Raw genomic sequence first — 24,175 nt, 5'->3', positions numbered from 1 at the left:
TATGTCATAGTTCACGAAGATTGGATGATGTTATTGGAATATTTAAGTATTTTATTACCTATTTTTTTTATTTTTTCCGTTGGTTTCATTGGACAAAAGATGCTTCATATTGATATAAAATCTGTTTCGGCTGTATCTGTCTATTTGATGACGCCATTGTTGTCTTTTAGTGTTTTTTATGAAACAACTTTTACAATGGACTATTTGTATATGACACTGTACGCATTAACGTTAGTATTAAGTATTGTCGCGATTGTTTACATTATTGGATTTATTAGAGGTTATTCGGTAAGAAAGACATGCGGAATGATACTATCCTCGGCATTTATGAACAACGGTAATTATGGCACTCCGCTCGTTTTATTTGTTTTCGGAGAGCCAGGCTTGCACTATGCAGTAATCTTAATGGTTATTCAGCAATTAATTATGGTTACGATAGGTGTTTATTATGCAGCAAAAGGCTCTGTTGATGATGGAAATGGGAAAGATACTTTAAAAAAAGTATTAAAAGTACCAGTTATGTATGGGGCAATTCTAGGAGCAGTCTTGCATTCTCTTCATCTACCGATTGGAGCAACGATGCTTGAGGCAATTAAGCTAGTTGGCAATGCGGCCATTCCAACCGTCATGCTTGTTTTAGGAATACAACTTGCTAATGTCCGTATAAAAAATATTTCTTATCGCCCTCTATCTATTTCATTGTTACTTAAACTTATAGTTTCGCCAGTTATTGCATGGCTGCTGACGCTTATTTTGCCAGTAGATGAAATATTAAAGCAAATAATGATTCTGCTTGCTGGAATGCCAGCAGCAGCAAACACAACCCTTTATGCTGTCCAATATGGAACAGAACCTGATTTTGTATCAAGTGCAACCTTTTTTAGCACATTAGCTAGTTTAATAACATTGCCTGTTATTTTATCTCTAATATAATCATTCTTGTAAAATTGGCAGGGGATATTTTCCTGTTAAAGATCAGAGGTGGGTTATAAGTACTCCATTCTAAATTAGACCCGAAAATTATGCGAGTATCATAAATAATGGATACTCGCATAATTATTCGGGTTTTTTTATTCAGTATTTAGGGAATAGCGTTTTGAAAAAAGAAATCGAAGGAAGCGAACCAATTCTTTCGCTAAACAATAATTAGTGGCTAAATTAAGATTCCTAGTCTTTAAAGGCATAGACGGAGGAAAAAATTAGATTGGAGAGTCCTATTTTATATTGCATTATAGCGATAGGAACGATACAATACTAACAAAGTACATTTTATTTCTAGGTAGGTGAAAATATGTTCAATAGAGAGCTAGTAAAAGGAAGTACATCTTTAATACTTCTACAGCTGTTAGCAGAAAAAGAAATGTATGGATATGAACTTGTCAAAGAAATGGAAAAAAGAAGTGATTATTCTTTGCAAGTAAAAGAAGGGACTTTATATCCTGCTCTGCATAAATTAGAAAAACAGGAATATGTAGAATCTTTCTGGAAAGAATCAGAAAAAGGACCAGCAAGGAAATATTACCGAATTACCGATTCTGGTCAGCAAATATTGGAGCAAAAAACAACAGAATGGAAAAACTTTGTGCAAACGATTGATAAAGTGATTGGGAGAAAAGGAATATGATTTCTTCAAAAGAATCCTACATGAAACAGCTGCGGGATTTACTCCAAGATCATGAGCAATCAGAAGAAATATGCATGGAGTATGAGCTACATCTAGTAGACATGTTGGAAGATATTGCTTGCGAAAAACAATGTTCAGAAGAAGAAGCGTTAATTTTGGCAATCCAAAGATTAGGAACACCACTAGAGATTGCCGCCATGTATCAAGAAGAGTTAAACATGACTGCGAAAAAAACGCAATGGAATTTCTTTTTTGCTAATTTGTTTTTCTTTGTCGGCGGAATTAGTTTGACGGTCATTTATCATCGCTTATCCAATCCAACAATCAGTAAATTATGGTCACTCTTAACCAGTATTCCTTTTTTTCTTATTGTTCTTTACTTATTCTTTTGGCTTTTACTTGGATATGAAGTGGGAAAGGAATTTGGTCTTGGCGGAAAAAAACTTTTACTGAAGACATTTTGTATTTCTTTAGTTCCTAATCTATTACTTATGAGTTCCATTGTCTTTAAGATTATTCCGTTAACACTCTTTGATCCATTATTAACACCGGAATTTGTACTTATCTGTATTTCTTTTACGATAATGTTATATCCAATATGTTATCTCGCCTTTCGCTATGGAACAACAAGATCGGTATAAGTTGTTCTATTGTACACTACCTAGTATTACTGTGTAACGAAGTTCTATTTATTTTTTTGTTTAACTATATAGATTATCTATGTAAAGGAGGAAATAGCATGAACAAGAAAAATATTATTTATTTTATAGGCTGTTTTTTACTAGCAATTATTGCAGAAATAACGTTATTTACAGAGACAATTGGAATTTCGCTTAGTATTTTTGTTGTCGTTTTTTATGTTTATTATTTTTATTTAACGAGGAAACAAACGCATACACATCGTTTAATTGGTATATATTTATTTGTGTGCATATGGCTATTAACATTGTCTTTTGTTTTCATTGCTAATCCGTATTTTTATGCCTTAAATTTTATTGTTGTTTTTAGTTTAATCGGCTTTCATACAACGTTACTAACGAGTCCTTCTTTTCTTAGTTGGAGCAATAAAGATGTTTTCTTTTATTTAAAAAAGAAAGTATCTTCTTTTTTTAAATTAGGAAAATATTTAACCTTTCTTGTGCGGAAATCGGTAAAGAGACGTGCTGATGAAAGGAATTATGTCGCTATAAAAAGAATAGTATTAGGAATGGTTATTGTAACACCGATTTTAATGTTATTAATTTTCCTGCTTAGTTCCTCAGATCAGCATTTTAACAATATGATGGTAACCATAATCACCCGGCTTTTTTCATTTCATATAGATGGAATAAGTACATTGCTACGAATAGGTTTAATATTTATTTTTCTATTACTATTCATGAAGACAATTAGTAAAAGGTCGATTATTATTCCAAGCGAAAGAAAAGGAAAACAAGGAAGATGGGAGCAAGCAACTTTATTAACTATTTTACTTTTCATTAATGGGCTATATATATTTTATACCATCGTACAATTTCAATATTTTTTCAATGATGTATTAATGAAAGGTTTTACATATGCTACCTATGCGAGAAGAGGATTCTTTGAACTTATTATCGTGACAGTGATTAACATATCAATTATTTTGTTAGTAAATAGCTTTGCTAAACAACGCACTCTTTTCTTAAAAATAATTTTATCCTTTTTAATTGCTTTTAGCTTTATCATTCTTTTGTCTGCTCATTTACGATTGTCTTTATATGAACAGGCGTATGGTTATACGTATTTACGATTATTTTCTCATTCTTTTATTTTACTATTGGCGGTGTTTTTCTCATTCACATTGATAAAAATTTGGATGGAGAAAATTCAACTTATGCGTTTTTTCTTATTGCTCTCTTTGTTATATTACTGTGGCCTGAATGTTATGGACATCGATCGTATAATCGTTAGCAAAAATTTGCAGCGGTTTGAGGAAACAAATTTAATTGATTTTACCTATATAGATTCTCTATCTTATTCAGCTATTCCGGTTCTAGTAGATTATTACGAAAAAAATCCTGATATGAAGAGGGTAAAAGAATTATTGCTTGCAAAAAAGGAACGCCTTCAGCATACAGATCAAAAATGGCAGAGCTATAATATCGTGGAAGACCGTGCAAGAAAGTTGCTTAATACAATGGAGTTGGCTAAGAAAGTGCCTGAAAATCAAAAGGAGAAAAAATATCGATTAGAAGAATAATTTTTTTGACCCCGTATCTTTTTCGCTATCTGAAACGTTCTATATATAAACAGTCAAAGGAGGGATTTATCAATGAGGATGGAAATGCAAAATATAAAAATTCTGTATCAAAAACTCGATTCCTATTGTCGGTATCTTTCTTTAGATAAATGGGAACGAGAAGATTTAATTCAAGAAGCCCTTTTAAAAGCGATGGAAAATTATAAAGATAAAGATATTACGCCTGCTTTACTCAAAAAAATTGCTGATAATCAATTGATTGATAAATTAAGAAAAAAACAAGATATTATTGGTATCCCAGTAAAGGAACCAAAAGCAGAAGAAAAAAATTTAACCTCTCTGATGCTGGCTGAATTCCTAGCTGAAAAATTGACCTTTAAACAAGGGATAATTTATCTGCTCGTAGAGGGGTTTCAATTTCGCTTAAAAGAAGTTGGAGAATTATTAAATATAACAGAAACTGCTGTGAAATCAGTATTGTTCCGAGCCAGGAATCAAGTGAAAAAAGAAACGATAATCGTTAAAAATCAGCATGATGAAGATAAGGGAAACATGCAAAGGCTGTACTATGAGGTACTAAAGAGAGAAGATCCCGCTATTTTAATTAATTCAATCTATAAAAACATCCTTTTAGCTAAAGAAGAAAAAAAATATTTGTCTCAACAGCCAATGCTTATGGCCGCATAATAATCGAATACAGGAGGTTTATAACAAATGAGTACTATTCCTTATGTTATTGAACAATCAGCAAATGGAGAAAGGTCCTATGACATATATTCAAGACTTTTGAAGGATAGAATTATTATGCTTGGAGATGAAATCAATGACCAAGTTGCTAACAATATCGTGGCTCAGCTGCTATTTCTTGCAGCAGAAGATCCAGATAAAGATATTTCTATATATATCAATAGCCCTGGCGGTTCCACCTCTGCTGGTTTTGCTATTTATGATACGATGCACTATATTAAGCCGGATGTTCGGACTATTTGTACAGGAATGGCTGGATCCTTTGGTGCGTTATTACTTCTTGCCGGTACGAAAGGCAAAAGATATGCCTTACCGAATAGCGAAATTATGATTCATCAACCATTAGGTGGAACGAGAGGGCAGGCAACTGAAATTGAAATATCTGCGAAACGAATATTAAAACTAAAAGAACATATTAATCGTATTATGGCTGAGAAAACGGGTCAAACTTTTGAGAAAATAGCAAATGATACAGAAAGGGATTATTTTATGAGTGCTGAAGAAGCAAAAGAATATGGCATTGTCGATGAGATAATTTGCGTGAAATAAAAAGAGGCTGAGCAAAAGTATTCTAACCAAATATAAAACCGAACGAATATACGACTATCCTATTAGCATCGCCGTATATTCGTTCGGTTTTTGACTTATTAAAGAAGTCTTGCAGGAGACGCGTGCAGACTTTTGTTTCGCTTTTTACGGAATAATTATGACGAAGCCTGCTATTTTATTGTGCTCTCCGGGCAGGATCTAGGATATTCTCGCAGTTCACTTAAGATAGTACCTAGTCCAGTCTAATCTAATCCCATTTAGTTAAATAATTATTTCTTTTTCTACTAATATTATACCATTACTAACACTACTATTTATAGACTAGTTTTTTAATAAATTCCCACTATACTAATATTGTTGTACAAAAATCAAAATAATTAAGGAGTGCATTGGATGGATACTAAAATAAATGCTTTAGACAATGGACCGTTTTTTCATGGTACGAAAGCAGAACTGAAAATTGGCGATTTATTAGAACCTAATCACTTATCAAATTACCAAGATAAAAAATCGAACCATATATATTTTACTGCAACATTAAATGCTGCTAAATGGGGTGCTGAGTTAGCGAGGTCTACTTCAAAAGAACGAATATACATTGTAGAACCATTAGGTGATTTTGAAAATGACCCGAACGTAACGGACAAGAGATTTCCAGGAAACCCAACCCGCTCGTATCGTTCTAAATCCCCCGTGAAAATTATAGCTGAGTTAGGCGCATGGGAAAGACATTCTGATGAAGAAATAAATCATATGCTTGAATCTTTAAAAAAGTTAAGTGAAGAAGGAAAAAATGTAATATACGATTAATCCAAATTACGATAGGAAAATTAGCGTCTAGCTTCATTTCATGTATAATAGAAAGGGCATATGAAAATATTAGGTCGGAAAGTTAAAGGTGGCAAAATGGAAATCGTAACAGTACAAATTGAAACACCATTTGAGAAAAATTTACTAAATGGAAATCCCTTAATTTATAAAGAAGCTATAAATGCTAATACTTCTCTTGAGGAAGGGCAAATAATTGACGTTATAACAAAGAAAAACAAATTTATTGGCAGAGGATATTATGCTATTCAAAATAAAGGAATTGGCTGGATTTTAACAAGAGAAAGGAACATTCCCATTGATGGTGCTTTTTTTGAAAAGCGGCTAAAAAAAGCGATTGATAAAAGAGCAGCCTATTTTAAGGATCATGAAACGACTGCTTTTCGAATTTTTAATGGGGAAGGCGATGGTATTGGAGGATTTTCTGTTGATCTCTACCAAAATTATCTGTTAATCCAATGGTACAGTATTGGCATTTATAAATATAAAAGCTGGATTATTGAATCGTTGCAGCGATTATTAGAAATAGACGGAATCTATGAGAAAAAAAGATTCGACGATAATGGAACATATATGGAAGACGATGATTTTGTGGTTGGGAAAAAAGCTGATTTCCCCATTACTATTTTAGAAAATGGGATTAAATACGCAGTAAACTTGAATGAAGGGGCTATGACAGGAATCTTTTTAGATCAAAAAGATGTTCGCAAAACAATTCGAGATCAATATGCAAAAGGGAGAAATGTTCTAAATACTTTTTCTTATACAGGGGCTTTTTCGGTCGCGGCAGCTGTCGGTGGTAGTTTATCGACTACTAGTGTTGATTTGGCAAATCGAAGCAAGCAGAAAACAACAGATAATTTTCTGTTAAATGATATTGACTTATCAAATCAAAAAATTATCGTAGAAGATGTTTTTCACTATTTTAAATACGCAGTAAAGAAACAACTTAGCTTTGATATGGTCATTCTAGATCCTCCTAGCTTCGCACGTTCAAAAAAGCATACTTTTCGCGCAGCAAAAGACTATACTAATTTACTTAAAGAAGCAATTGCCATAACCAAAAATGGCGGAATTATTGTCGCTTCCACCAATTGTGCAACCTTTGATATGAAGAAGTTTAAGGGATTTATTGATGCTGCCTTTCATCATCAGAAAGAAACATATCAAATAGTCGAACAATTTGGTTTACCTGCCGATTTTGCGAATATTAATGAGGTAACAGAAAGTAATTATTTAAAAGTTGTTTTTATAAAAAAACTAAAATAATATCTTAAAATATTATTTTTCAAAGAAGGATTTTGCTTCTAATAGCAAAGTTCTTTTTTTATGAAAAAGAAGGGTTTACGTGGTTTAAAAACACTTGTAATCTTATAAAGAAAGATTCCTTTTTCTTGGCTATGCTTTGAATAAAATATTTTTGTTTAAAAGGAGAAACGGAAAATGACAATTAAAGCAATTATTTTTGATTTGGATGATACACTACTATGGGATAAAAAAAGTGTACAAGAAGCTTTTTTTAAAACATGTAAATTGGCAGAAGAGAAATATACTATTTCGGCTGTACGCTTAGAAGAAGCTGTGCGGAAGGAAGCCAGAGCTTTATATGAAGGTTATGATACATATGAATTTACGAAAATGATTGGGATTAATCCCTTTGAAGGACTTTGGGGAGAGTTTCTTGAAGAACATGCTTCTTTTCCAAAAATGAGAGAGCTCATCCGGTTTTACCGGAAAGATGCATGGACCAAAGGATTACTAGCACTTGGAATTGATGATCCTGAATTTGGCGAAGAATTAGCGGAAGCTTTTCCAGAAAATAGAAAGAAATCTCCTTTCGTATATGAAGAAACATTTTCTGTCCTTAATCAATTAAAGGGGAAATACTCATTGTTATTATTAACGAATGGATCACCTCATTTGCAAAATACAAAGCTATCTATTACACCTGAAATTTCTCCTTATTTTGATCATATTGTAATTTCTGGCGATTTTGGCAGAGGAAAGCCTGATCCTTCTATATTTGAGCATGCTGTTTCTTTAATAGGTGTAGACAAATCAGAATGCATAATGGTGGGAGATAATTTAATGACAGATATTTTAGGAGCTAATCGGGCGGGAATTAAGTCCGTTTGGATTAATCGCGAAAAGGCTGAAAAGCAAGATGTACTGCCCACATATGAAATACATCAGCTTGAAGAATTATTCGCTATATTAGATTAAGCAAGAAGAAAAGTCTGGTCATCATAGGAGACATTTTGCCACTTATGACGACTAGACTTTTTCATTTTTTGTTCTTTATTGTGATTGTTCGTTAGGTAATATATGTCTAAAGGGAACAGGTGAAGCCAAGATGACTGAAGTATTAATAGTGCCATAGGGAATTAAGCGATCGACCAAATTTCTCATTCCGTCTATTCCAGAAACAGCTGCTTTAATAATATAACTGACAGTACCGGTTACACGGTGGCATTCAATAATGTCTGCTTCTGTTTTAATAAATTCCTCAAATGCATGTGGTTCTTCTTTTAGTTCACTGATTTGAATGTATAAAAGCGTTTCTCTCCCCAACTTTGCAGGTGAAATTCGGGCGCTGAATTCTAAAATTATACCCTTTTCTTGCAATCTTAATAATCTTTCCGAAACACTCGGGCGACTCAAAGCTAACTTTTTGGATAAATCACTAACCGTAATTCTGGCATCTTCTTGTAAAATTTTTAGTAGTTGTATGTCAACCTTATCCATTTTAATGAATACTCCTTTTTGCAAAATGAATGTAATGATGCATATATTTATGCGAAATAGAGGAAGTACAAGGTAATTACATTCATATTGGTATGTAAAAACACTTCGATATATTCTATCATTATATATGTAAGAATTCCACCCTAAAATCACAAATTTTTAGGATTTCACCGATAAATCCTCTTTTATCTTCTACTTATCATGATTACTATAGGAGTGTGTTGCATTGAGAAAAATAATAGTAATGATGTTTGGTTGTTTAATTACATCATTTGGTCTGTATTTATTAAAAGGGTCAGCAATTGTTACTGGAGGAACAGCTGGACTCGCATTAAGTATCTCTTATTTATTACCTATTTCATTTTCAATCTTATTTACTTTAATAAATATCCCGTTTTATATTTTGTCTTACTTTAAAATGGGGAAGAAATTTACGATTTCAACCATTTTAGCTGTATCGTTAGTTACATTATTTTCCTATTTGTTATCCATCATTCTACCGCCATTCGCTCTATATCCTCTACTAGGATCTATCATTGGGGGCTTTATTATTGGAATAGGAACTATTATTTTGTTTATGAATGGTTCGTCTTTAGGGGGAGCCCAAATTCTGTCTATTACACTTCAAAAACAATTTAATTGGAATATGGGAAAAACAAATTTTATTTTTGATACAATTGTTATTTTAATTGGCTTGTACAGTGTAGGACTAATTAGAGGCTTATACAGTATTGTATCAGTATTTATAATTTCCTTTATGATGAGTACCTTCAAGGAAAAAATAGCTAATAGAAATACGAGTAAAACTAATATCGAAAAAGTTACATCTGTGGTTGAAACACAATCTGTTTAACCATAGGAACCCCTATACTCCACTCCATAATATTGAGGGGTGGAGTATAGGGGTTTTGTTTTAAATCCTAAAGGTGGAGTTAGAGGAATATAACTTACTTTTTAATAAAAAGGATATTCTTTACCCTCAATATTATTATAAGGAAAAATAATTGACAGTGATAATCATTTTCATTTAAAATGAAAACAAATAACGAAAAGATTAGGAAGGTGTAAGATATAATGAAAAATGATTTCATTGTTTTAGCTCCATTTCAATATATGATCGAATGTACCTGTCCTAGACCTGAACATACTTTCATTCTTGATTTACATAAAGGAGATATAATTACCGTTACTGAAGAAAAAAAATACGTTGATTCGCTTGGCTGGCTTTTACTTGTTATGGTAAATGACTATAGTTTCTTCATGTTCATAGATGAAATAGAAGAATTTATTGCGAATAAAAAGATCACTTCCTTAATGGATATGGAATTAAGAATGAATTATTTAGAATATAAAGTAAATGAATCGTTAGATGGCTTAAATAAAGAGCAGTTTGAGCTTTTTGCCAAGGAGCTTAATACTTTAAAATCCCTTCAAAATGAGCTTGCTCTGACTTGATTATATTGAATTTTAAGAGTAATCCATTTAGATATATTGGATTGCTTTTTTGTTTTTATAAACAGAAGGGAGACAATCTAGGGAATCTTTATAAAAGAGCAAAGGAGCTCTGCATAATAGAAACAGAAGAAAATGAATTAATTTGCTCATACAGTCTTGATTATTTGCAAACGTCCTTCCGGAAGATTACAATGGGATAGTATTATGAAGAAGGCAAATGTTTGCTTAGGAGGATTATTAGATGAAAGTCAAAATAAACAGACACGCTGTTAAAGTGCTTAATCAAATGTTAGAAAAAGCTGAAGAAGGAGAAATGATTCGGGTATACATAACAGAGAATCATGGAAACCATGCACATTACGATTTAAAATTGGACAAGAAGACGGAACATGATGAAGTGGTGCAGTCTGACAAAGATATTCCCATTTTATTAGATACGAGAGATGCAGATTTCTTGGATGGTGTATGGATTCAATATTTCCATGTTCCACAGCCAGGATTCACTATTTATAATCCATCAAAAGAACAACATCATCATTAAAAAACAGGAAGTGGAAACACTTCCTGTTTTTTAATATTTGCTTTTGTCCTCATTCTAAATGAGACATTTCCATACTGACTGTTATATGTTATAATTAACTCCTAAATGAAACCTGTTCTGTATTTAATCCGTCACTTTTAAGCGTAACAGAGCATTTAAGTTTACATATTTAGTTTTTTAGGTTATATACATTAATGACATAAATGATGAGAGAATCACGAAAAAATAATATTTAGGTCTCATGTATTCCCATAAGTCCAAAGAATAATTTACAAAAAAATCCAATAGATGCTTATTGTTGGATGATTAATATAAAAAATAGATGATTCCTTAAAGATCTATCTTATTTATCTATTAATTATCGATTTTTGTTAATGAATTTTTAAAAGAATAATGATAGGATTAATGGTAATAAAGTATTTATGTTAAAAAATTTAGATTAAGGGATGGTAATCTAATGACAACAACGATAAAAGGAAATGAGAGCAGTTTACCTTTACGAAAAGATGTCAAACACCTTGGAAATATTCTTGGTGAGGTACTTATCCACCATGGTGGCCAAGAATTATTAGACAAGGTAGAAATAATTCGTAAATTAGCAAAAGAACTGCGGGAAACAAATAATGAACATACATATAACCAATTAAAGTTCGAAATGGAAAGACTAGATAAGCCAGTTCGCAGACAAGTTATTCGAGCGTTTTCGAAATATTTTCATTTGGTGAATGTTGCTGAGTTAAATCATCGTATTCGTCGTAGAAGAGAATACCAACTAAGTCAAGAAAAAGGTGTACAGCCATATTCCATTGATCGTGCAATCATGGCATTTAAACAAAAGAATTTATCTGAAGAGACCATTCAAGAAGTGTTAAATACTCTTTCGTTAGAACTTATTATTACAGCGCATCCAACAGAATCAACAAAACGTACGATTTTAGAATCGCAAAAGAGAATTGCTAATATCTTAAAACAACTTGATAACCCAATGTTGACGAAGAAAGAGAGACAGCATTTAAATGATGATCTATTTGAAGAGATAACGATCATGTGGCAGACAGATGAATTACGGCAGGAACGTCCTACCGTAATGGATGAAGTTAGAAATGGTCTTTATTATTTTGAGCAAACATTATTTGATGTATTGCCAGAAATCCATCAAGAGGTTCAGGATGCTCTGGATGAAAACTATCCTAATTTCGAATGGAAAGTACCTAATTTCTTATGGTTTGGTTCTTGGATTGGTGGAGACAGAGATGGTAACCCAAATGTAACACCTGACGTTACATGGCAAACACTGCATAAGCAAAATGAATTAGTCATCCAAAAATACATTCATGCAGTAGATGAATTGATGAAGAGATTCAGTCATTCTACTAATCGTGTTAAGGTTAGTTCAAAGCTTATTCAGACGATTATGGAGGAAGAACAGCTATATCTTACACCAGAAAAGAAATGGCCAGTTGAAAAAGAAGTTTATCGCCGGAAATTTTCAATTATTTTAGAAAGATTAAAAGAATATGGCAAATCTGAAAAAGGTTATGTGAAGGCAGGAGAGTTACTTGATGATTTATATTTAATTCAAGAAAGCTTTGCCTTGCACCAACCGAAAGCTCATCAGCAAAAAGATTTACAAAAACTAATTCGACAAGTGCAATTGTTTGGTTTTCATTTAGCCACATTGGATATTCGTAATCATAGTGGTGAGCATGAGGCAGCTATAGACGAGATTCTGCGTAAAGTCGGCATAACAGATGATTATAAAAATTTACCAGAAAATGAAAAATTAGGAATTCTTGAATCTGTTTTGAATGATCCTCGTCCTATTCTGTTATTAAACGAAGATTATTCAAATGAAACACAGGAAATGATTAGCACCTTTAACATGATTAGAGAAGCACATAAGAAGTTTGGAGAACGAGCAATTAATGTTTATTTAATCAGTATGACACAGTCGCCAAGTGATATTCTTGAAGTACTTGTATTAGCAAAAGAAGCTGGAATTTATCGACTGCATGCGGATGGAACAGTAGAAAGTCACTTAAATGTAGCACCATTATTAGAGACAATTGATGATTTAATCGCCGGTCCTGAAATCATTGAAACATTATTCCGTATGCCGGTTTATCGTGAACATTTAAGACAACATAATGACCAGCAGGAAATCATGCTAGGATATTCTGATGGTAGTAAAGACGGTGGCACATTAACAGCAAACTGGAAATTATTTAAAGCTCAGCGTGAAATTCACGAAATGGCTAGTAACTATCAAATCGGCTTGAAATTTTTCCATGGTCGTGGCGGTTCACTTGGTCGCGGCGGTGGTCCGTTGAATAAGAGTATCCTATCTCAACCAGGTGAAACATTAGGGGATGGCGTGAAAATCACGGAACAAGGGGAAGTATTATCCTCGCGCTATTTATTAGAAGATATTGCTTTTAGAAGCTTAGAGCAAGCAACTTCTACGTTGCTTATGGCAATTGCTCATATTTCTAAGGATATTAGCGAACATAAAGAGGAGAGAAATCTTTGGGAAGATTGCATGGAAGAAATATCTGCTATTGCGCTTGCAAAATATCAATCATTGGTTTTTAATGATCCTGATTTTATGACTTATTTTAAAGAAGCAACGCCTTTAAATGAAATCGGAAATTTAAAAATTGGTTCACGGCCAATGAGCAGAAAAAATATGACAACTTTTGAAAATCTTCGTGCCATCCCATGGGTTTTTGCATGGACTCAAAGTAGACAGCTGCTTCCTGCTTGGTATGCTGCTGGTACTGGATTAACTGAGTTTGCTCAGCAAAAATCAGGTAATATTGAAATTTTAAAACAAATGTACGCAAAATGGCCATTCTTCCACTCGACGATTGATAATTTACAAATGGCATTAATGAAGGCAGATTTAACAACAGCAAGAGAATATTCTTCCCTTGTGGAAAATGAAGCCATTGGTAATCGTATTTATCAAAATATTAAAGAAGAGTATGATAAGACAAGAGCTATTTTATTAGAAATCACTGGTATAGAAGAATTACTTGATCACACACCTTCTATTCAAGAGTCTGTTTATAGAAGAAATCCATATGTAGATCCATTGAATTTCTTCCAAGTTGATTTAATTAAACAGCTTCGTGACCAAGAAGTTCCTGATAAGGAATTACTGAACCAAGTTCTTTTAACCATTAATGGCATCGCTGCTGGTTTACGTAATACAGGTTGAGTTAGGATAGCCTAAAAAAAGATGAGTCTAATTTTCAGACTATAGACAAACTCCTTGAATTTTGAGGTTTTGCCTATGGTCTTTTTTTGTGATCTCTTCTAATAGGGTGTTGATTTCCGCTACTGGGGTTCGCTTTCCTTGGGGCGAGCGCCGAGCCGCTTCGTATCATACGCTCCTGCAGTGTCTCGGACTTTCTCGCATCTCCCAAAGGAGTCACACCTCTTCCGCTCCAATCAACCTGGTTTCATCAAGTTAGTCTAGAATTTTAACTGCTCTGGTTTTAAAATATAGGTAGATATTTTTTAGAGGTGAAATCATGCTTTCCAAACATTCTTCTATTCAAAGAGATCAATTAGAAATGATTGCTTAGATTAACTTGTTCCACCAAATCACTTAGTTCACAAGATGGAGACTACGCTTGACGGCCAACTGGACTTGGGTGAGTCCGGTAACAACTTAAGAAGAGTATAAAGAATAGATTAAAATACAATAAAATAACGAAAAAAGACCATATAAGATAAAAGGGGATCAGAATGAAAACATTCTGATCCTCTTTTGTCTTAGTTTATAAATATACATTCTTTTAAATAAGAGTTGATTTCCGCTACTGGGGTTCGCTTTCCGTGGGGGTCGCGCTGAGCCACTTGCAGGGTCTCAGACTGTCTCGCATCTCCCAAAGGAGTCTCACCTCTTCCACTCCAATCAATGCATAATAATTCCATTTGCATTTTCTAAATTCCTTTTGTCAACAAGCTGAGAGGAGAAATCAATATTTCTCCTCGTTTTATTTCCAAAAATTATTTATATGATGCTAAAAAGTCTTCTACCTGCTCAGGTGTTTTGGCATTGGCGCTGTGTAAGTGACCAATTTTTTCGCCGTCTTTAAAAACTAACAGGCTGGGAATCCCCATGACATCATATTTTTCTGCTATTTCAGGAAGTTCATCTTTATTTAAACTATACCATTTTTTGTCATTGTTTGCTTCCATGATTTCCCCAATGAACATATCCATTCTTGTACAATCAGGGCACCAAGTGGTAAAAAACTTCACAATATTTGTATCTCCATTGTTAATAATTTCTTCAAATGTTTCTACTGTTTTAATTTCATTCATATCTTTAAGCTCCTCATTTAAAAATTCCTAATAACTATGAAAAGTTACTACAATTTTTATTATACACATGAAAGGTATTTCTTTCCTCCAAAATGCATTCTTTTCTTTAAGCATTTTATTTGCATTATAACGTTAGAAAGATAAGAATATACAAGGTAGGAGATGAAGGATGCAAACAATAGGATATTGCCATTATAATTTATATTTATGCAGTTATTTTTTGCCCCCTTTTTTCGTTATAATAAATGAAATGTTGTCATATGATAAAGAGGGTTCATTTTGCGGTTTCAAGTAAGAGGAGGTAACAAATGAGTTCGACAAAAATAAACATTTCACCAGTGGAAAATACGTACATACGCTTAATTTTAGCAATAGAGAATATGGATAAAGAGAAATTAGTAGATTTAGGTGATTCTTATTTACTAAAAGTCAATAAGAAAAATAAAAGCGGTAACGAACTTCACTTTTCCATGCTTTTTAACAAAAAGCTTATAAACAAAGTAGCAAGAAGTACGAATCCAACTGTAAATATTACAAAAAACAAAAATCTTATCTCTCTTGAAATCACTATTATGCTTGATTTAACAGAGCCAATAAAAGAAGAGAATTTTTTCTGGATAAAAAAAGAATTTGCCAGCACTCCAGCATTTGAAATCTCCTACAAGATGAATGAAGAATATTTTGATAAGAAAATATTACAACATCTGAACAAAGAAGCTACTGAGGAAAGTACAGAAGTGTAACAAAAAAGGATCAGTTTCCGTTTTAGGAGACTGATCCTTTTTGTTAAAGGAATGATTACTTATTCTTCGATTAATCCAAGCCATTTTAAGCCATTGTAAATACCTGAATCGGTAACAGATGTGGTTGTATGCTTAGCATAGGAAAACAACAACTCATGTGCATTCCCCATAGCGAATCCTTCTCCAACTACTTCGAGCATTTCTTTGTCATTTAGACCATCTCCAAAAGCAATAGAAGCTTCTTTCTCGATTCCTAATCTTTTTAAAATAAGGGAGACAGCAAACCCTTTATTTACTTTATCACTAATAACATCATAGGAATGTCTAAATCCATCGATATTAACTTGTGATAAGTGGATATCAGGAAAATCTTCGTATAGTGAAATATCTTCCTCTCTTAAATTGATAATAGTAATTCCTAGAATATTCGCTTTTTCATCTAGAGTAAAAGCTCTATTTTGCTTTAAATGGAATTTTTCACTAAATTGTTTTGTCATTTTCTCTTCAGGGTGGGAAAGTAAATTATGAGTATTTGTATATAAAATTAGTTCATTTCCCTTTTCATTGGCAATATCTAAGTATTTCGTGACCAAGTCAGGACTCATCGGTTGTCTAAAAACATCTTTTCCATTATGTATTGCATATGCGCCATTATAACCGATAAACGATTCTATGGCGAGTGTCTCTCCAATATGTGATATTTCATGTAGTGGTCTTCCAGTTGCTAAAAAGACCTCTAATCCTTTTTCTTTCATTAATTGCACTGCTTTTTTTGTGGAATCTTGGATCGTATCTTCTGGTGTTAAGATAGTTCCATCAATATCTAGGAACAAAACTTTATAAGTGATTGACATTTTTACCTCCATTAAATTTACATTTCTTCAATACCATACTACCATATAAAAAGGACAAATGAAAAAGAGTAACCAAAAAGGGAAATTATTTGGCTACTCTTTCAGTCAATTTTACATGTTATCCATTATTTAATATTTTCCTAAGTTTGTTATTGCCAAATTTTCCACCAGGATTTCCTTTTTTCTTGAGCAGCAGCGGCATGACGAAATGTTTGGACAAGCTCTTGGAAACTTCTTTCTCTTTGTTTAATTTCTTTATTCAGTTGTTCTCTTTCTAGCTGTAACGTTTCCATAAAATATTGATCATTTTCATTTAATTGTTCCACCGTTTTGTTTAGTTCTTCATTTGATTTCGAGAGATGCTCGATCATTGATTTAATTTCTTTTGTGGATGAAACATTAGATGTCCATTGTTTCGAGTAGGTTTTTCTTTCAGCTTTTGAAATTTGGGAAAGTTTTTTGATCTTCGTTTGAATTTCTTCATATTTAGTTGTGGTCGCTTCTGCGTTTTTATGTAAAAGTTCGGAAAATTCATCTAAATGTTCGGATGTTTGTGTCTGCGTTTCCTTAACTGAATTAGTAATATGGGAAATTGTTTCTTCATGGCCAGCTTTTATTTCCTTTGAAATTGTTTCTAATACTTCCGTTTTAATCCCATTTCTAATTTCATCTTTAACTTCTTCAAGAAAATCTTGTTTATAATTTTCCAAGGAAGAAAGTAATAGGCGAAAGTTTTGTTCTGTAATTTGTGATTTCGTCGTCTCAGCAGGTTCTAAAGCATCCTTTTTAGGAAGCAATTCGACGGCTGTGTTTTCGCTTTTTTCTTTTATTTCCGCAATCTCTGCTTTCTTAGGTCTGTTAATGAGCATTGTTAATGTTTCTTTTACTTCAGCTGTTTTTCGTTTCTCTTTATATAAATTTTTCACCTCATGAAGGAGGGTTATTTCTTTTTCGGTATAAATACGCGCCCCTGTTTTTGTTCTAGGTATCACGATAATTCCTTGAAATTCCTTTTCCCATTGTTTTAACATAGTTGGGGTTGTCGTCAGTTTTTTTGATGCTTCACCTATCGTATATGCTTTCATTTCTCTCTCTCCTTTTGAATAATCAAGGTAATTTGACCATCTTTACTATATGTATTTAGAGAAGGGGGAATTAATTTCCTGCAACAAGACAAAAGCTATCAAAACTTCTGATTAGTTGACAAATTTCCCACATTTTCTATTTTAGGAAACGATATTGTTAATTCCTTTTGTTAATTTCTGTGTAGGTATGTTCATTATTGTATAAACTAAGGCAAGCGAAAAGGTGTGCTCGGAGAAAAGGGGAGACTTAGAGATGAAAAAGAAATTCTTTGTTATTATTTGTATTACTTTTATCCTTTTTATACATGCCAACCCTATACTTACAAAAGCTACTGAAGAAAATCACAAGGAATCTATCTTTCCACTTCGAATTTTAGAGACAACGGATATTCATTCTTATCTTTTAGATTATAATTACGAAGAGAAAAAGAAAACGATTGAATATGGATACAATCGTGTTGCAAGTTTAATATTGCAGGCAAAAAAAGAACAAAGAAATACAATGCTGTTTGATGTGGGCGATGTGATAAAAGGGAGTCCGCTAGCTGAATATGTAGCAAATTCGCCGATGTTTTATTCTAGTGATATTCATCCAGCCTATAAGAGTATGAATTTAATGGGATATGACGCAGCAACGGTTGGGAATCATGAGTTCAATTTCGGATTGGATTTTTTGTTAAATACGCTAATAGGGGCTGATTTCCCCTATACGAATGCTAATATTTATGTTGATGATCATAATGGATATGAACAAGATGATATTCATTTTTTTCAACCTTATCTACTATTAGATAAAAAGTTAGTAAATGATCAAGGAAAAACGGAAAATATTAAGGTGGGTGTCATAGGATTAATTACTCCAATAACCCAGGTATGGGACAAGGAGCATTTGGAAGATAAACTTATCATAAAAAATATGCGAAAAACAGCGGAAGAAATTGTCCCTCAAATGAAAAAAGCAGGCGCAGATTTAATCATTGCTTTAGTACATGCCGGTTTATATTCTGATCAATATTGGCCAAAACAAGGGAATAATGTCAGAGATATTAGCAAAGTCAAAGGAATAGATGTTATTCTTTATGGTCACTCGCATGGTATCTTTCCAGTTAAAGGAGAAAAAGGGCCAAAAGGTGTTAACCATGAAAAAGGATTGATTAATGGAAAACCGACAGTCCAAGCAGGAAACTGGGGAAATCACCTTGGGATCATTGATTTAACGCTTCAGAAGAAAAAAGGAAAATGGGCAATAGTGGATTCAAAATCAACTGCAAAACCAATTATTAGGATTATAAAAAACAAGAAAATACCGATTGTTTCCCCAATGCCGCAAATGGAATATATTCTTTCACGATATCATCAAGATACATTAGAGTATGTAAACAGTAAGCAACTATTAAATCATTTTGATTAATATATTCACGGATGTTTCAATGTACAGGCAATAAAGTTGAAGGGAAGAATGGAACAGTTTTATAGTGTAGAGAGAAGGGGTTGGATATATGGGAAAAACATTACAGGAAATAAAATATTCCGTTCTTGATTTAGCACCGATTAGAGAAGGAAGCAATGCTGCTGAAAGTTTTAAAAATAGTTTAGAACTTATTCAACAATCTGAAAAGTGGGGATATAACCGCTATTGGGTAGCTGAACATCATAGTATGCCTGGGATTGCTAGTAGTGCTACTTCCGTATTAATTGGCTACTTAGCTGGGGGTACAAGCAAGATTAGAGTGGGGGCAGGCGGGATTATGTTACCGAATCATTCGCCTTTAGTTATTGCTGAGCAATTTGGTACATTAGAATCTATGTACCCCAATCGTATTGATTTAGGTCTTGGAAGGGCTCCTGGCAGTGATCAACTGACAGCAAGAGCATTAAGACGTTACCATCAAAGTGATGGAAGTGATTTTCCAGAATTGCTAGAGGAATTAAGAACGTATTTTAAACCATACGAAGAGACAAATTTACCAGTAAGGGCTATACCAGGGGAAGGGGAAACAATACCGATTTGGCTGTTAGGCTCCAGTGACTTTAGTGCTAGATTGGCTGCTCAACTTGGCCTGCCATTTGCATTTGCTAGCCATTTTTCACCAGACTATACGATTCCTGCACTTAATACTTATTTTCATTCATTCCGTCCATCAGAAACTTTAAAGAAGCCGTATGTGATGGTTGGAGTGAATATTATTGCAGCAGATACGGATGAAAGAGCGGCATATCTTGCTACGTCTTCACAACAGCAGTTTTTAAGTCTTATTCGGAACAAGCCGGCACAACTGCAGCCCCCGGTTTCCAATATGGAGGAAATGTGGAGTACTTATGAGAAAGCTATTGTTCACAAGCAATTGAAAGCATCTATTATCGGCTCCAAAGATACAGTTACTCAGAAACTACAAACATTTTTAGCGGAAACCCAAGCGGACGAAATAATAATCAACACACAAGTGTATTCTCAATCTGAACGTCTTCGTTCATATGAAATTGTAAAAAATATTTTAAAATAAAAGGCTGAAGCAAGTACAAAATGATATTATTTCATTTTGTACTTGTTTTTGTGTATGATAAAGCTATAGATATTTTTGTCAGTTGTAAATACTTGGAGGGAACTGTTGTGAAAACAACCATGAATTTGGTTAATCAAGAAAAGATCAAACAGATTTTAAAACAAATGGTCGATGATGCTTATGCTAATATAAAAGGTGAAGAGGTTTTACTTTGTATGGAATGTTGTGACGTAGATTTATATGTTGCGGCAGAGTCTTGTGAACCATTTATGGAGGCAGTGAAAGAAAATTTTGAACTAGATGATTTAGGTGAAATTATGGATAGAGAAGCATATCACATATTAATGAGAGAACTCGATGAATACTATGTGGATTTACATGTAAAGTCTGGTTATTATGATTATTTTCCAGCAGGTACTTATAAAGTCGATGGGAGAGAAGAGGAGTCAGAAACCAGTGTTCTAGCACCTAAGGGAGTATTTTATGCGCCGTTTGAAGACGCGGTAATTAAATAGATTCATTATAAATGGAAGGCCAGGGATTTTTTTAGAATTCCTGGCCTTTATGATGGAAGTATTGGTGATTTTTAATTCAATACTTATTCAAGAATGAATCTTATAAGCCTAGATTTATTAATTTGTATGCTTTTCAGCCACCTTTTTATGTTTATCCAATTCAGAAATAAAATGGGGCCATTTTAAAATACCATCATCTTTATCAAATTCGATAATCACATCAGATACGCCTTTTTCTGATAAAATTTGCTTTTCAATTCGTTGTCTTATTTTATCGACTTGCTCAACGGTTAATTTACTATCGATTTCGATACTTAGTTCTACGTGGAAATCTTCCCCTTCTTTGTAAACTGCTAGATCTTGGATATCACGTACATCAGGATCTTTAATCGCAATATTGCCAATTGTATCTTGCATTTCTAAATCTGCTTCCCCTATAGCACCTGCAGCGTTATCTAAAAAAACTCTCCCAACAACAATAAACATAAAAATGCCGATGATAATGGATACAATGCCTTCTGCTTGTTTAAAGTTTGTATATTCACTTACTATTACTGCCGCAATTGCTAATATTCCTCCTGCTGTTGCTACGGAATCTTCTAAAAATACTAACTTTGTTGCAGGCTTGGCAGATTTTAAATAGGCAATGCTGGCAGAAAACAATTGTAAACCTCTTGTTTTTAAACCCGCTGTTGCTACAATTTCTTTCATTGCTTTAATTAAAACGGTAAATTCTAAGCCTACAGATATGGAGAGGATAATGATAATGAGTAAAAAGCCTGTTGATTCTTGTGGCTTAAGAACATGATCAAGTCCTTCGCGAATTGTTTCATAAGCCATAATTCCAACGATTAAAACAGCAAATAATAAAACAATATTGACAAGTCTGCCAAATCCTCCGGGAAAGCGTTTTGTTGGAGCTTTTTTACTTAATGCAGATCCAATAAACACAAAAAATTGATTGGCTGCATCACCAAGGGAGTGCATGGTTTCTGCAAACATCGCCACATTACCGGTGAGAAAGTAAGCAACTCCTTTTAATAAGGAGATAACGGTATTTACTAAAGCAGCAAGCAGAGCCGAACGGTTTCCATTCTTTAATAATATTAAGAATTCCTTCATTCTATCTTATACCCTTCTTCCTTAGTAAAGGTCGTGTACAAATAAAAAGAGAACTTCCCGTTTCTAACCAGCCAAAATCTAAGTGGTTATATTGTAAGGGAAGCCTCTATTAACTTCTATTTGATACTGTTGAAAAACCTTGTTCACTCATTTTTTTCGTAAGTCTATGGTGTTATCAGACACTTGTTGAATATGTATGACTAAGAAGTAGTTAATCTGGTATTATTAAGCAGATGCGCTTTTTTCAACCGCACTGTTCCAATCAGGAAAATAATGGAGCGCATGGCGCATTAAATCCGGGTGGCTTTGTTTTATCTTCTTTTTATTCATATTCATGCCATTTGAGCGTAATTGTTGAATAGCCAACATTACTTCATCGGCAGTCATGCTAATATCCATGGACCTACCTCCTTTTAAATTTATTCATATTATTTACCAGATCAACAGGATTTATTCGATTTTTCCGTAAATATTTCTTGGGAAAGCGCAAAAAGTGCGCTATAAAGACAAAAGTTGACTTTTCTCCTTGGATAATGTCGAACCCGTTAAGGAAGGGTAACACTTCATTGTACGAATGACTATTCTTTCGCTATAATTGGGAGGGGAATGAGAAAATAGAAGGACGTGATTTTAAAAGTGGATAGCAAAAGGCTGTTTATGATTCTTCCTATCGTTGTACTAATGTTTAGTTTTTTAGGGATTAATAAAGTTTCTGCACATGCTTATATTACAAATTCAAACCCTAGTGAGAATGAAATATTAAAGACAGCGCCAGAGAAGGTATACATAGAGTTTAATGAAAAGATTCAAACTGGCTTTAAAATCTTAAATGTTTTAAATTCATCGGGTGAAAGAGTAGACAAGAAAAATGTAGTCATTAATCCTGATACAGAAAAATCAATGGAAGTTGATCTAAAGTCAGATTTACCGAATGATATATATACGGTAGAATGGAGGGTTGTATCTGCTGATGGCCATTCCGTTTCTGGGATGATTCCTTTCAGCATTGGAGAATTACCTGATGGTGCAGCTTTTCCAACTCAACAGGACAATGGTAATCTAGTGAGCTTTATAAGTACGATGATCAATAAAGGCTTTCTTTATATAGGTTTTTCTATCTATATGGGATTATTGTTATTCTATACAATTTGGTATAGAAATGAAAAATTATCTGCAAAGCTAGTAAAAAGAACGAAAAAAATATCCATTATTGCTGTCTTATTCCTTGCCATTAGTATTATTAGCTCATTAGTTATTCAAACACAAAGCTATGCTGGTGTGAGTCTATTAGCTAGTATAAAGCCAAGTAATTTAATGGAAACATTGACAAGTACGAAGGAAGGAATTATTTGGATTGTACAAATGATCCTTTTGGCTATTTTATTCCTTGCACAACGATTTATTTGGACAAAAGAAGCTTATTTAGAAAGAAAGCATTGGATAATTCCCGGATTAGCATTTATAGGCATCATGCTTTCAAAAGCATTTCTTGGTCATCCTTCCAGTTCGCCTTATGAGACAGTAGCTATCGTGCTTGATTTCTTTCACTTAATAGCAGCATCTATTTGGCTTGGCGGAATGATTGTCATTATTCTCTTTTTACGAGAAGGAATATTTTCTAAAGAAGGGGAAGGACATGATTTATATTGGGCAACTATGGAGAGGTATTCATTATGGGCCCTTATTACTGTTGCGGTTTTAGCCATTTCTGGCGCAATAAATGCCTCCTTATTAATTCCTGATTTTCAGTCATTAGTAAGTACGGCATATGGAAAGGTTTTGCTTATTAAAATTGGTTTACTTGTTTTAATGTTAATTTTTGGTGCATATCACCTTGTCAGCAGACTTCTATTAAGAAAGAAAGACTTTTATAAAAAATCAATAAAAATGGAAATTACACTTGGCATATTAATATTGCTTGTAACTACGGCGTTTACTCAAATACAGACACCAACCTTGCCTATCGACCTGCCGTTCTATGAAGAAGCAGAACTTGGTTATAATGAAAATATCAGTTTATCGATCACACCTAAGAAAACAGGTGTACAAAATCAGTATGAAGTATTTGTATTTGATAATAACCGCAAGCCAATCGATCCTGTGGAACAAATTACAATTAGTTTAAGACAAGGAGAGAAAGAAATGTCTTTTCCATTAACGAAGGAAAAGGAAGGACATTATTTTGCAGAAAATCTTCAGTTAAATCAGCCGGGTAAATGGGATGTAGAAATACATGTATTAACCGATAAATTAGAATCACTGGATTATTCTTACTCCATCGACATAAGATAAAGTTTCATGAAGAGG

General features: G+C 33.4%; 24 protein-coding genes. 18 read left to right on the top strand and 6 right to left on the bottom strand.

Features of this window, described 5'->3' with window-relative positions:
* Positions 1-33 precede the first annotated feature (33 nt).
* The 9 genes from NSQ92_RS11215 to NSQ92_RS11175 all read left to right on the top strand — a co-directional run bounded on the left by NSQ92_RS11215 (position 34) and on the right by NSQ92_RS11175 (position 8,192).
* Positions 34-933 carry an AEC family transporter gene (locus NSQ92_RS11215; RefSeq protein ID WP_047940716.1) on the top strand — a complete coding sequence of 300 codons (900 nt, stop codon included), beginning with the start codon at positions 34-36 and terminating at the stop codon, positions 931-933.
* A gap of 358 nt (positions 934-1,291) precedes the next feature.
* Positions 1,292-1,624 carry a PadR family transcriptional regulator gene (locus tag NSQ92_RS11210; protein ID WP_047940599.1) on the top strand — a complete coding sequence of 111 codons (333 nt, stop codon included), beginning with the start codon at positions 1,292-1,294 and terminating at the stop codon, positions 1,622-1,624.
* Positions 1,621-2,265 carry a hypothetical protein gene (locus NSQ92_RS11205; RefSeq protein ID WP_251687355.1) on the top strand — a complete coding sequence of 215 codons (645 nt, stop codon included), beginning with the start codon at positions 1,621-1,623 and terminating at the stop codon, positions 2,263-2,265. The genes NSQ92_RS11210 and NSQ92_RS11205 overlap by 4 nt, the downstream gene beginning before the upstream one ends.
* 98 nt (positions 2,266-2,363) lie before the next feature.
* Positions 2,364-3,845 carry a DUF4153 domain-containing protein gene (locus NSQ92_RS11200; RefSeq protein ID WP_186440653.1) on the top strand — a complete coding sequence of 494 codons (1,482 nt, stop codon included), beginning with the start codon at positions 2,364-2,366 and terminating at the stop codon, positions 3,843-3,845.
* 72 nt (positions 3,846-3,917) lie between these two features.
* Positions 3,918-4,532 (top strand): sigma factor, encoded by a 615-nt coding sequence (locus NSQ92_RS11195; protein WP_341152785.1) that lies wholly within the window; start codon positions 3,918-3,920, stop codon positions 4,530-4,532.
* 27 nt (positions 4,533-4,559) lie between these two features.
* On the top strand, positions 4,560-5,141 hold the full coding sequence (gene clpP / locus NSQ92_RS11190) for an ATP-dependent Clp endopeptidase proteolytic subunit ClpP (protein ID WP_144546378.1): 582 nt from the start codon (positions 4,560-4,562) through the stop codon (positions 5,139-5,141).
* 393 nt (positions 5,142-5,534) lie between these two features.
* On the top strand, positions 5,535-5,951 hold the full coding sequence (gene arr / locus NSQ92_RS11185) for an NAD(+)--rifampin ADP-ribosyltransferase (protein ID WP_047940604.1): 417 nt from the start codon (positions 5,535-5,537) through the stop codon (positions 5,949-5,951).
* Positions 5,952-6,047: 96 nt separating this feature from the next.
* Positions 6,048-7,238 (top strand): class I SAM-dependent rRNA methyltransferase, encoded by a 1,191-nt coding sequence (locus NSQ92_RS11180; RefSeq protein ID WP_047940605.1) that lies wholly within the window; start codon positions 6,048-6,050, stop codon positions 7,236-7,238.
* A 174-nt stretch (positions 7,239-7,412) separates the two neighbouring features.
* On the top strand, positions 7,413-8,192 hold the full coding sequence (locus NSQ92_RS11175) for an HAD family hydrolase (protein WP_047940606.1): 780 nt from the start codon (positions 7,413-7,415) through the stop codon (positions 8,190-8,192).
* A 75-nt stretch (positions 8,193-8,267) separates the two neighbouring features.
* Here NSQ92_RS11175 and NSQ92_RS11170 read toward each other — a convergent pair whose 3' ends face one another.
* Entirely contained in the window at positions 8,268-8,714 is a 447-nt protein-coding gene (locus tag NSQ92_RS11170) for an Lrp/AsnC family transcriptional regulator (RefSeq protein ID WP_047940607.1), read from the bottom strand.
* Between the two features lie 226 nt (positions 8,715-8,940).
* Between NSQ92_RS11170 and NSQ92_RS11165 the strand changes: the two genes are divergently transcribed.
* The 4 genes from NSQ92_RS11165 to ppc all read left to right on the top strand — a co-directional run bounded on the left by NSQ92_RS11165 (position 8,941) and on the right by ppc (position 13,930).
* Positions 8,941-9,567 (top strand): YitT family protein, encoded by a 627-nt coding sequence (locus tag NSQ92_RS11165; RefSeq protein WP_047940608.1) that lies wholly within the window; start codon positions 8,941-8,943, stop codon positions 9,565-9,567.
* Positions 9,568-9,788: 221 nt separating this feature from the next.
* Positions 9,789-10,169 (top strand): hypothetical protein, encoded by a 381-nt coding sequence (locus NSQ92_RS11160; RefSeq protein WP_047940609.1) that lies wholly within the window; start codon positions 9,789-9,791, stop codon positions 10,167-10,169.
* Positions 10,170-10,410: 241 nt separating this feature from the next.
* A complete protein-coding gene (locus NSQ92_RS11155; RefSeq protein ID WP_061796239.1) occupies positions 10,411-10,710 on the top strand; it encodes a heme biosynthesis protein HemY in 300 nt (99 codons plus the stop codon).
* A 457-nt stretch (positions 10,711-11,167) separates the two neighbouring features.
* Entirely contained in the window at positions 11,168-13,930 is a 2,763-nt protein-coding gene (gene ppc, locus NSQ92_RS11150; protein ID WP_341117834.1) for a phosphoenolpyruvate carboxylase, read from the top strand.
* Between the two features lie 797 nt (positions 13,931-14,727).
* Here ppc and NSQ92_RS11145 read toward each other — a convergent pair.
* A complete protein-coding gene (locus tag NSQ92_RS11145; RefSeq protein WP_047940612.1) occupies positions 14,728-15,045 on the bottom strand; it encodes a thioredoxin family protein in 318 nt (105 codons plus the stop codon).
* Positions 15,046-15,353: 308 nt separating this feature from the next.
* Here NSQ92_RS11145 and NSQ92_RS11140 point away from each other — a divergent pair, with 308 nt between their 5' ends.
* Positions 15,354-15,788, top strand: coding sequence for a hypothetical protein (locus NSQ92_RS11140; RefSeq protein ID WP_047940613.1), 435 nt, complete (start codon positions 15,354-15,356; stop codon positions 15,786-15,788).
* A gap of 59 nt (positions 15,789-15,847) precedes the next feature.
* On the opposite strand, the gene NSQ92_RS11135 is transcribed toward NSQ92_RS11140, so the two are convergent.
* Complete coding sequence (locus NSQ92_RS11135) at positions 15,848-16,642, bottom strand: HAD family hydrolase (protein ID WP_341132577.1); 795 nt, start codon at positions 16,640-16,642, stop codon at positions 15,848-15,850.
* A 149-nt stretch (positions 16,643-16,791) separates the two neighbouring features.
* Positions 16,792-17,727: a MerR family transcriptional regulator gene (locus NSQ92_RS11130; protein ID WP_061796236.1), complete on the bottom strand. Its 936-nt coding sequence runs from the start codon at positions 17,725-17,727 to the stop codon at positions 16,792-16,794.
* Positions 17,728-17,980: 253 nt separating this feature from the next.
* Between NSQ92_RS11130 and NSQ92_RS11125 the strand changes: the two genes are divergently transcribed.
* From NSQ92_RS11125 to NSQ92_RS11115, 3 genes are all read left to right on the top strand, one after another.
* Positions 17,981-19,138 (top strand): metallophosphoesterase, encoded by a 1,158-nt coding sequence (locus NSQ92_RS11125; RefSeq protein ID WP_053215576.1) that lies wholly within the window; start codon positions 17,981-17,983, stop codon positions 19,136-19,138.
* Between the two features lie 88 nt (positions 19,139-19,226).
* Complete coding sequence (locus NSQ92_RS11120) at positions 19,227-20,231, top strand: LLM class flavin-dependent oxidoreductase (protein ID WP_047940615.1); 1,005 nt, start codon at positions 19,227-19,229, stop codon at positions 20,229-20,231.
* A gap of 107 nt (positions 20,232-20,338) precedes the next feature.
* Positions 20,339-20,746 (top strand): hypothetical protein, encoded by a 408-nt coding sequence (locus NSQ92_RS11115; protein ID WP_047940616.1) that lies wholly within the window; start codon positions 20,339-20,341, stop codon positions 20,744-20,746.
* A 117-nt stretch (positions 20,747-20,863) separates the two neighbouring features.
* On the opposite strand, the gene NSQ92_RS11110 is transcribed toward NSQ92_RS11115, so the two are convergent.
* Both NSQ92_RS11110 and NSQ92_RS11105 read right to left on the bottom strand, forming a co-directional pair.
* Entirely contained in the window at positions 20,864-21,868 is a 1,005-nt protein-coding gene (locus NSQ92_RS11110) for a cation diffusion facilitator family transporter (RefSeq protein ID WP_047940617.1), read from the bottom strand.
* A gap of 225 nt (positions 21,869-22,093) precedes the next feature.
* Entirely contained in the window at positions 22,094-22,267 is a 174-nt protein-coding gene (locus tag NSQ92_RS11105; protein WP_162837569.1) for a hypothetical protein, read from the bottom strand.
* Between the two features lie 225 nt (positions 22,268-22,492).
* Here NSQ92_RS11105 and NSQ92_RS11100 point away from each other — a divergent pair, with 225 nt between their 5' ends.
* Positions 22,493-24,160: a copper resistance CopC/CopD family protein gene (locus NSQ92_RS11100; protein WP_047940618.1), complete on the top strand. Its 1,668-nt coding sequence runs from the start codon at positions 22,493-22,495 to the stop codon at positions 24,158-24,160.
* The last annotated feature ends 15 nt before the right edge of the window (positions 24,161-24,175 follow it).

This window comes from Niallia sp. FSL M8-0099, assembly GCF_038006945.1.
Lineage (GTDB): Bacteria > Bacillota > Bacilli > Bacillales > Cytobacillaceae > Niallia > Niallia circulans.
Note: the sequence above shows the minus strand (reverse complement) of the source record. Positions and strands in the feature narration are given on the sequence as shown.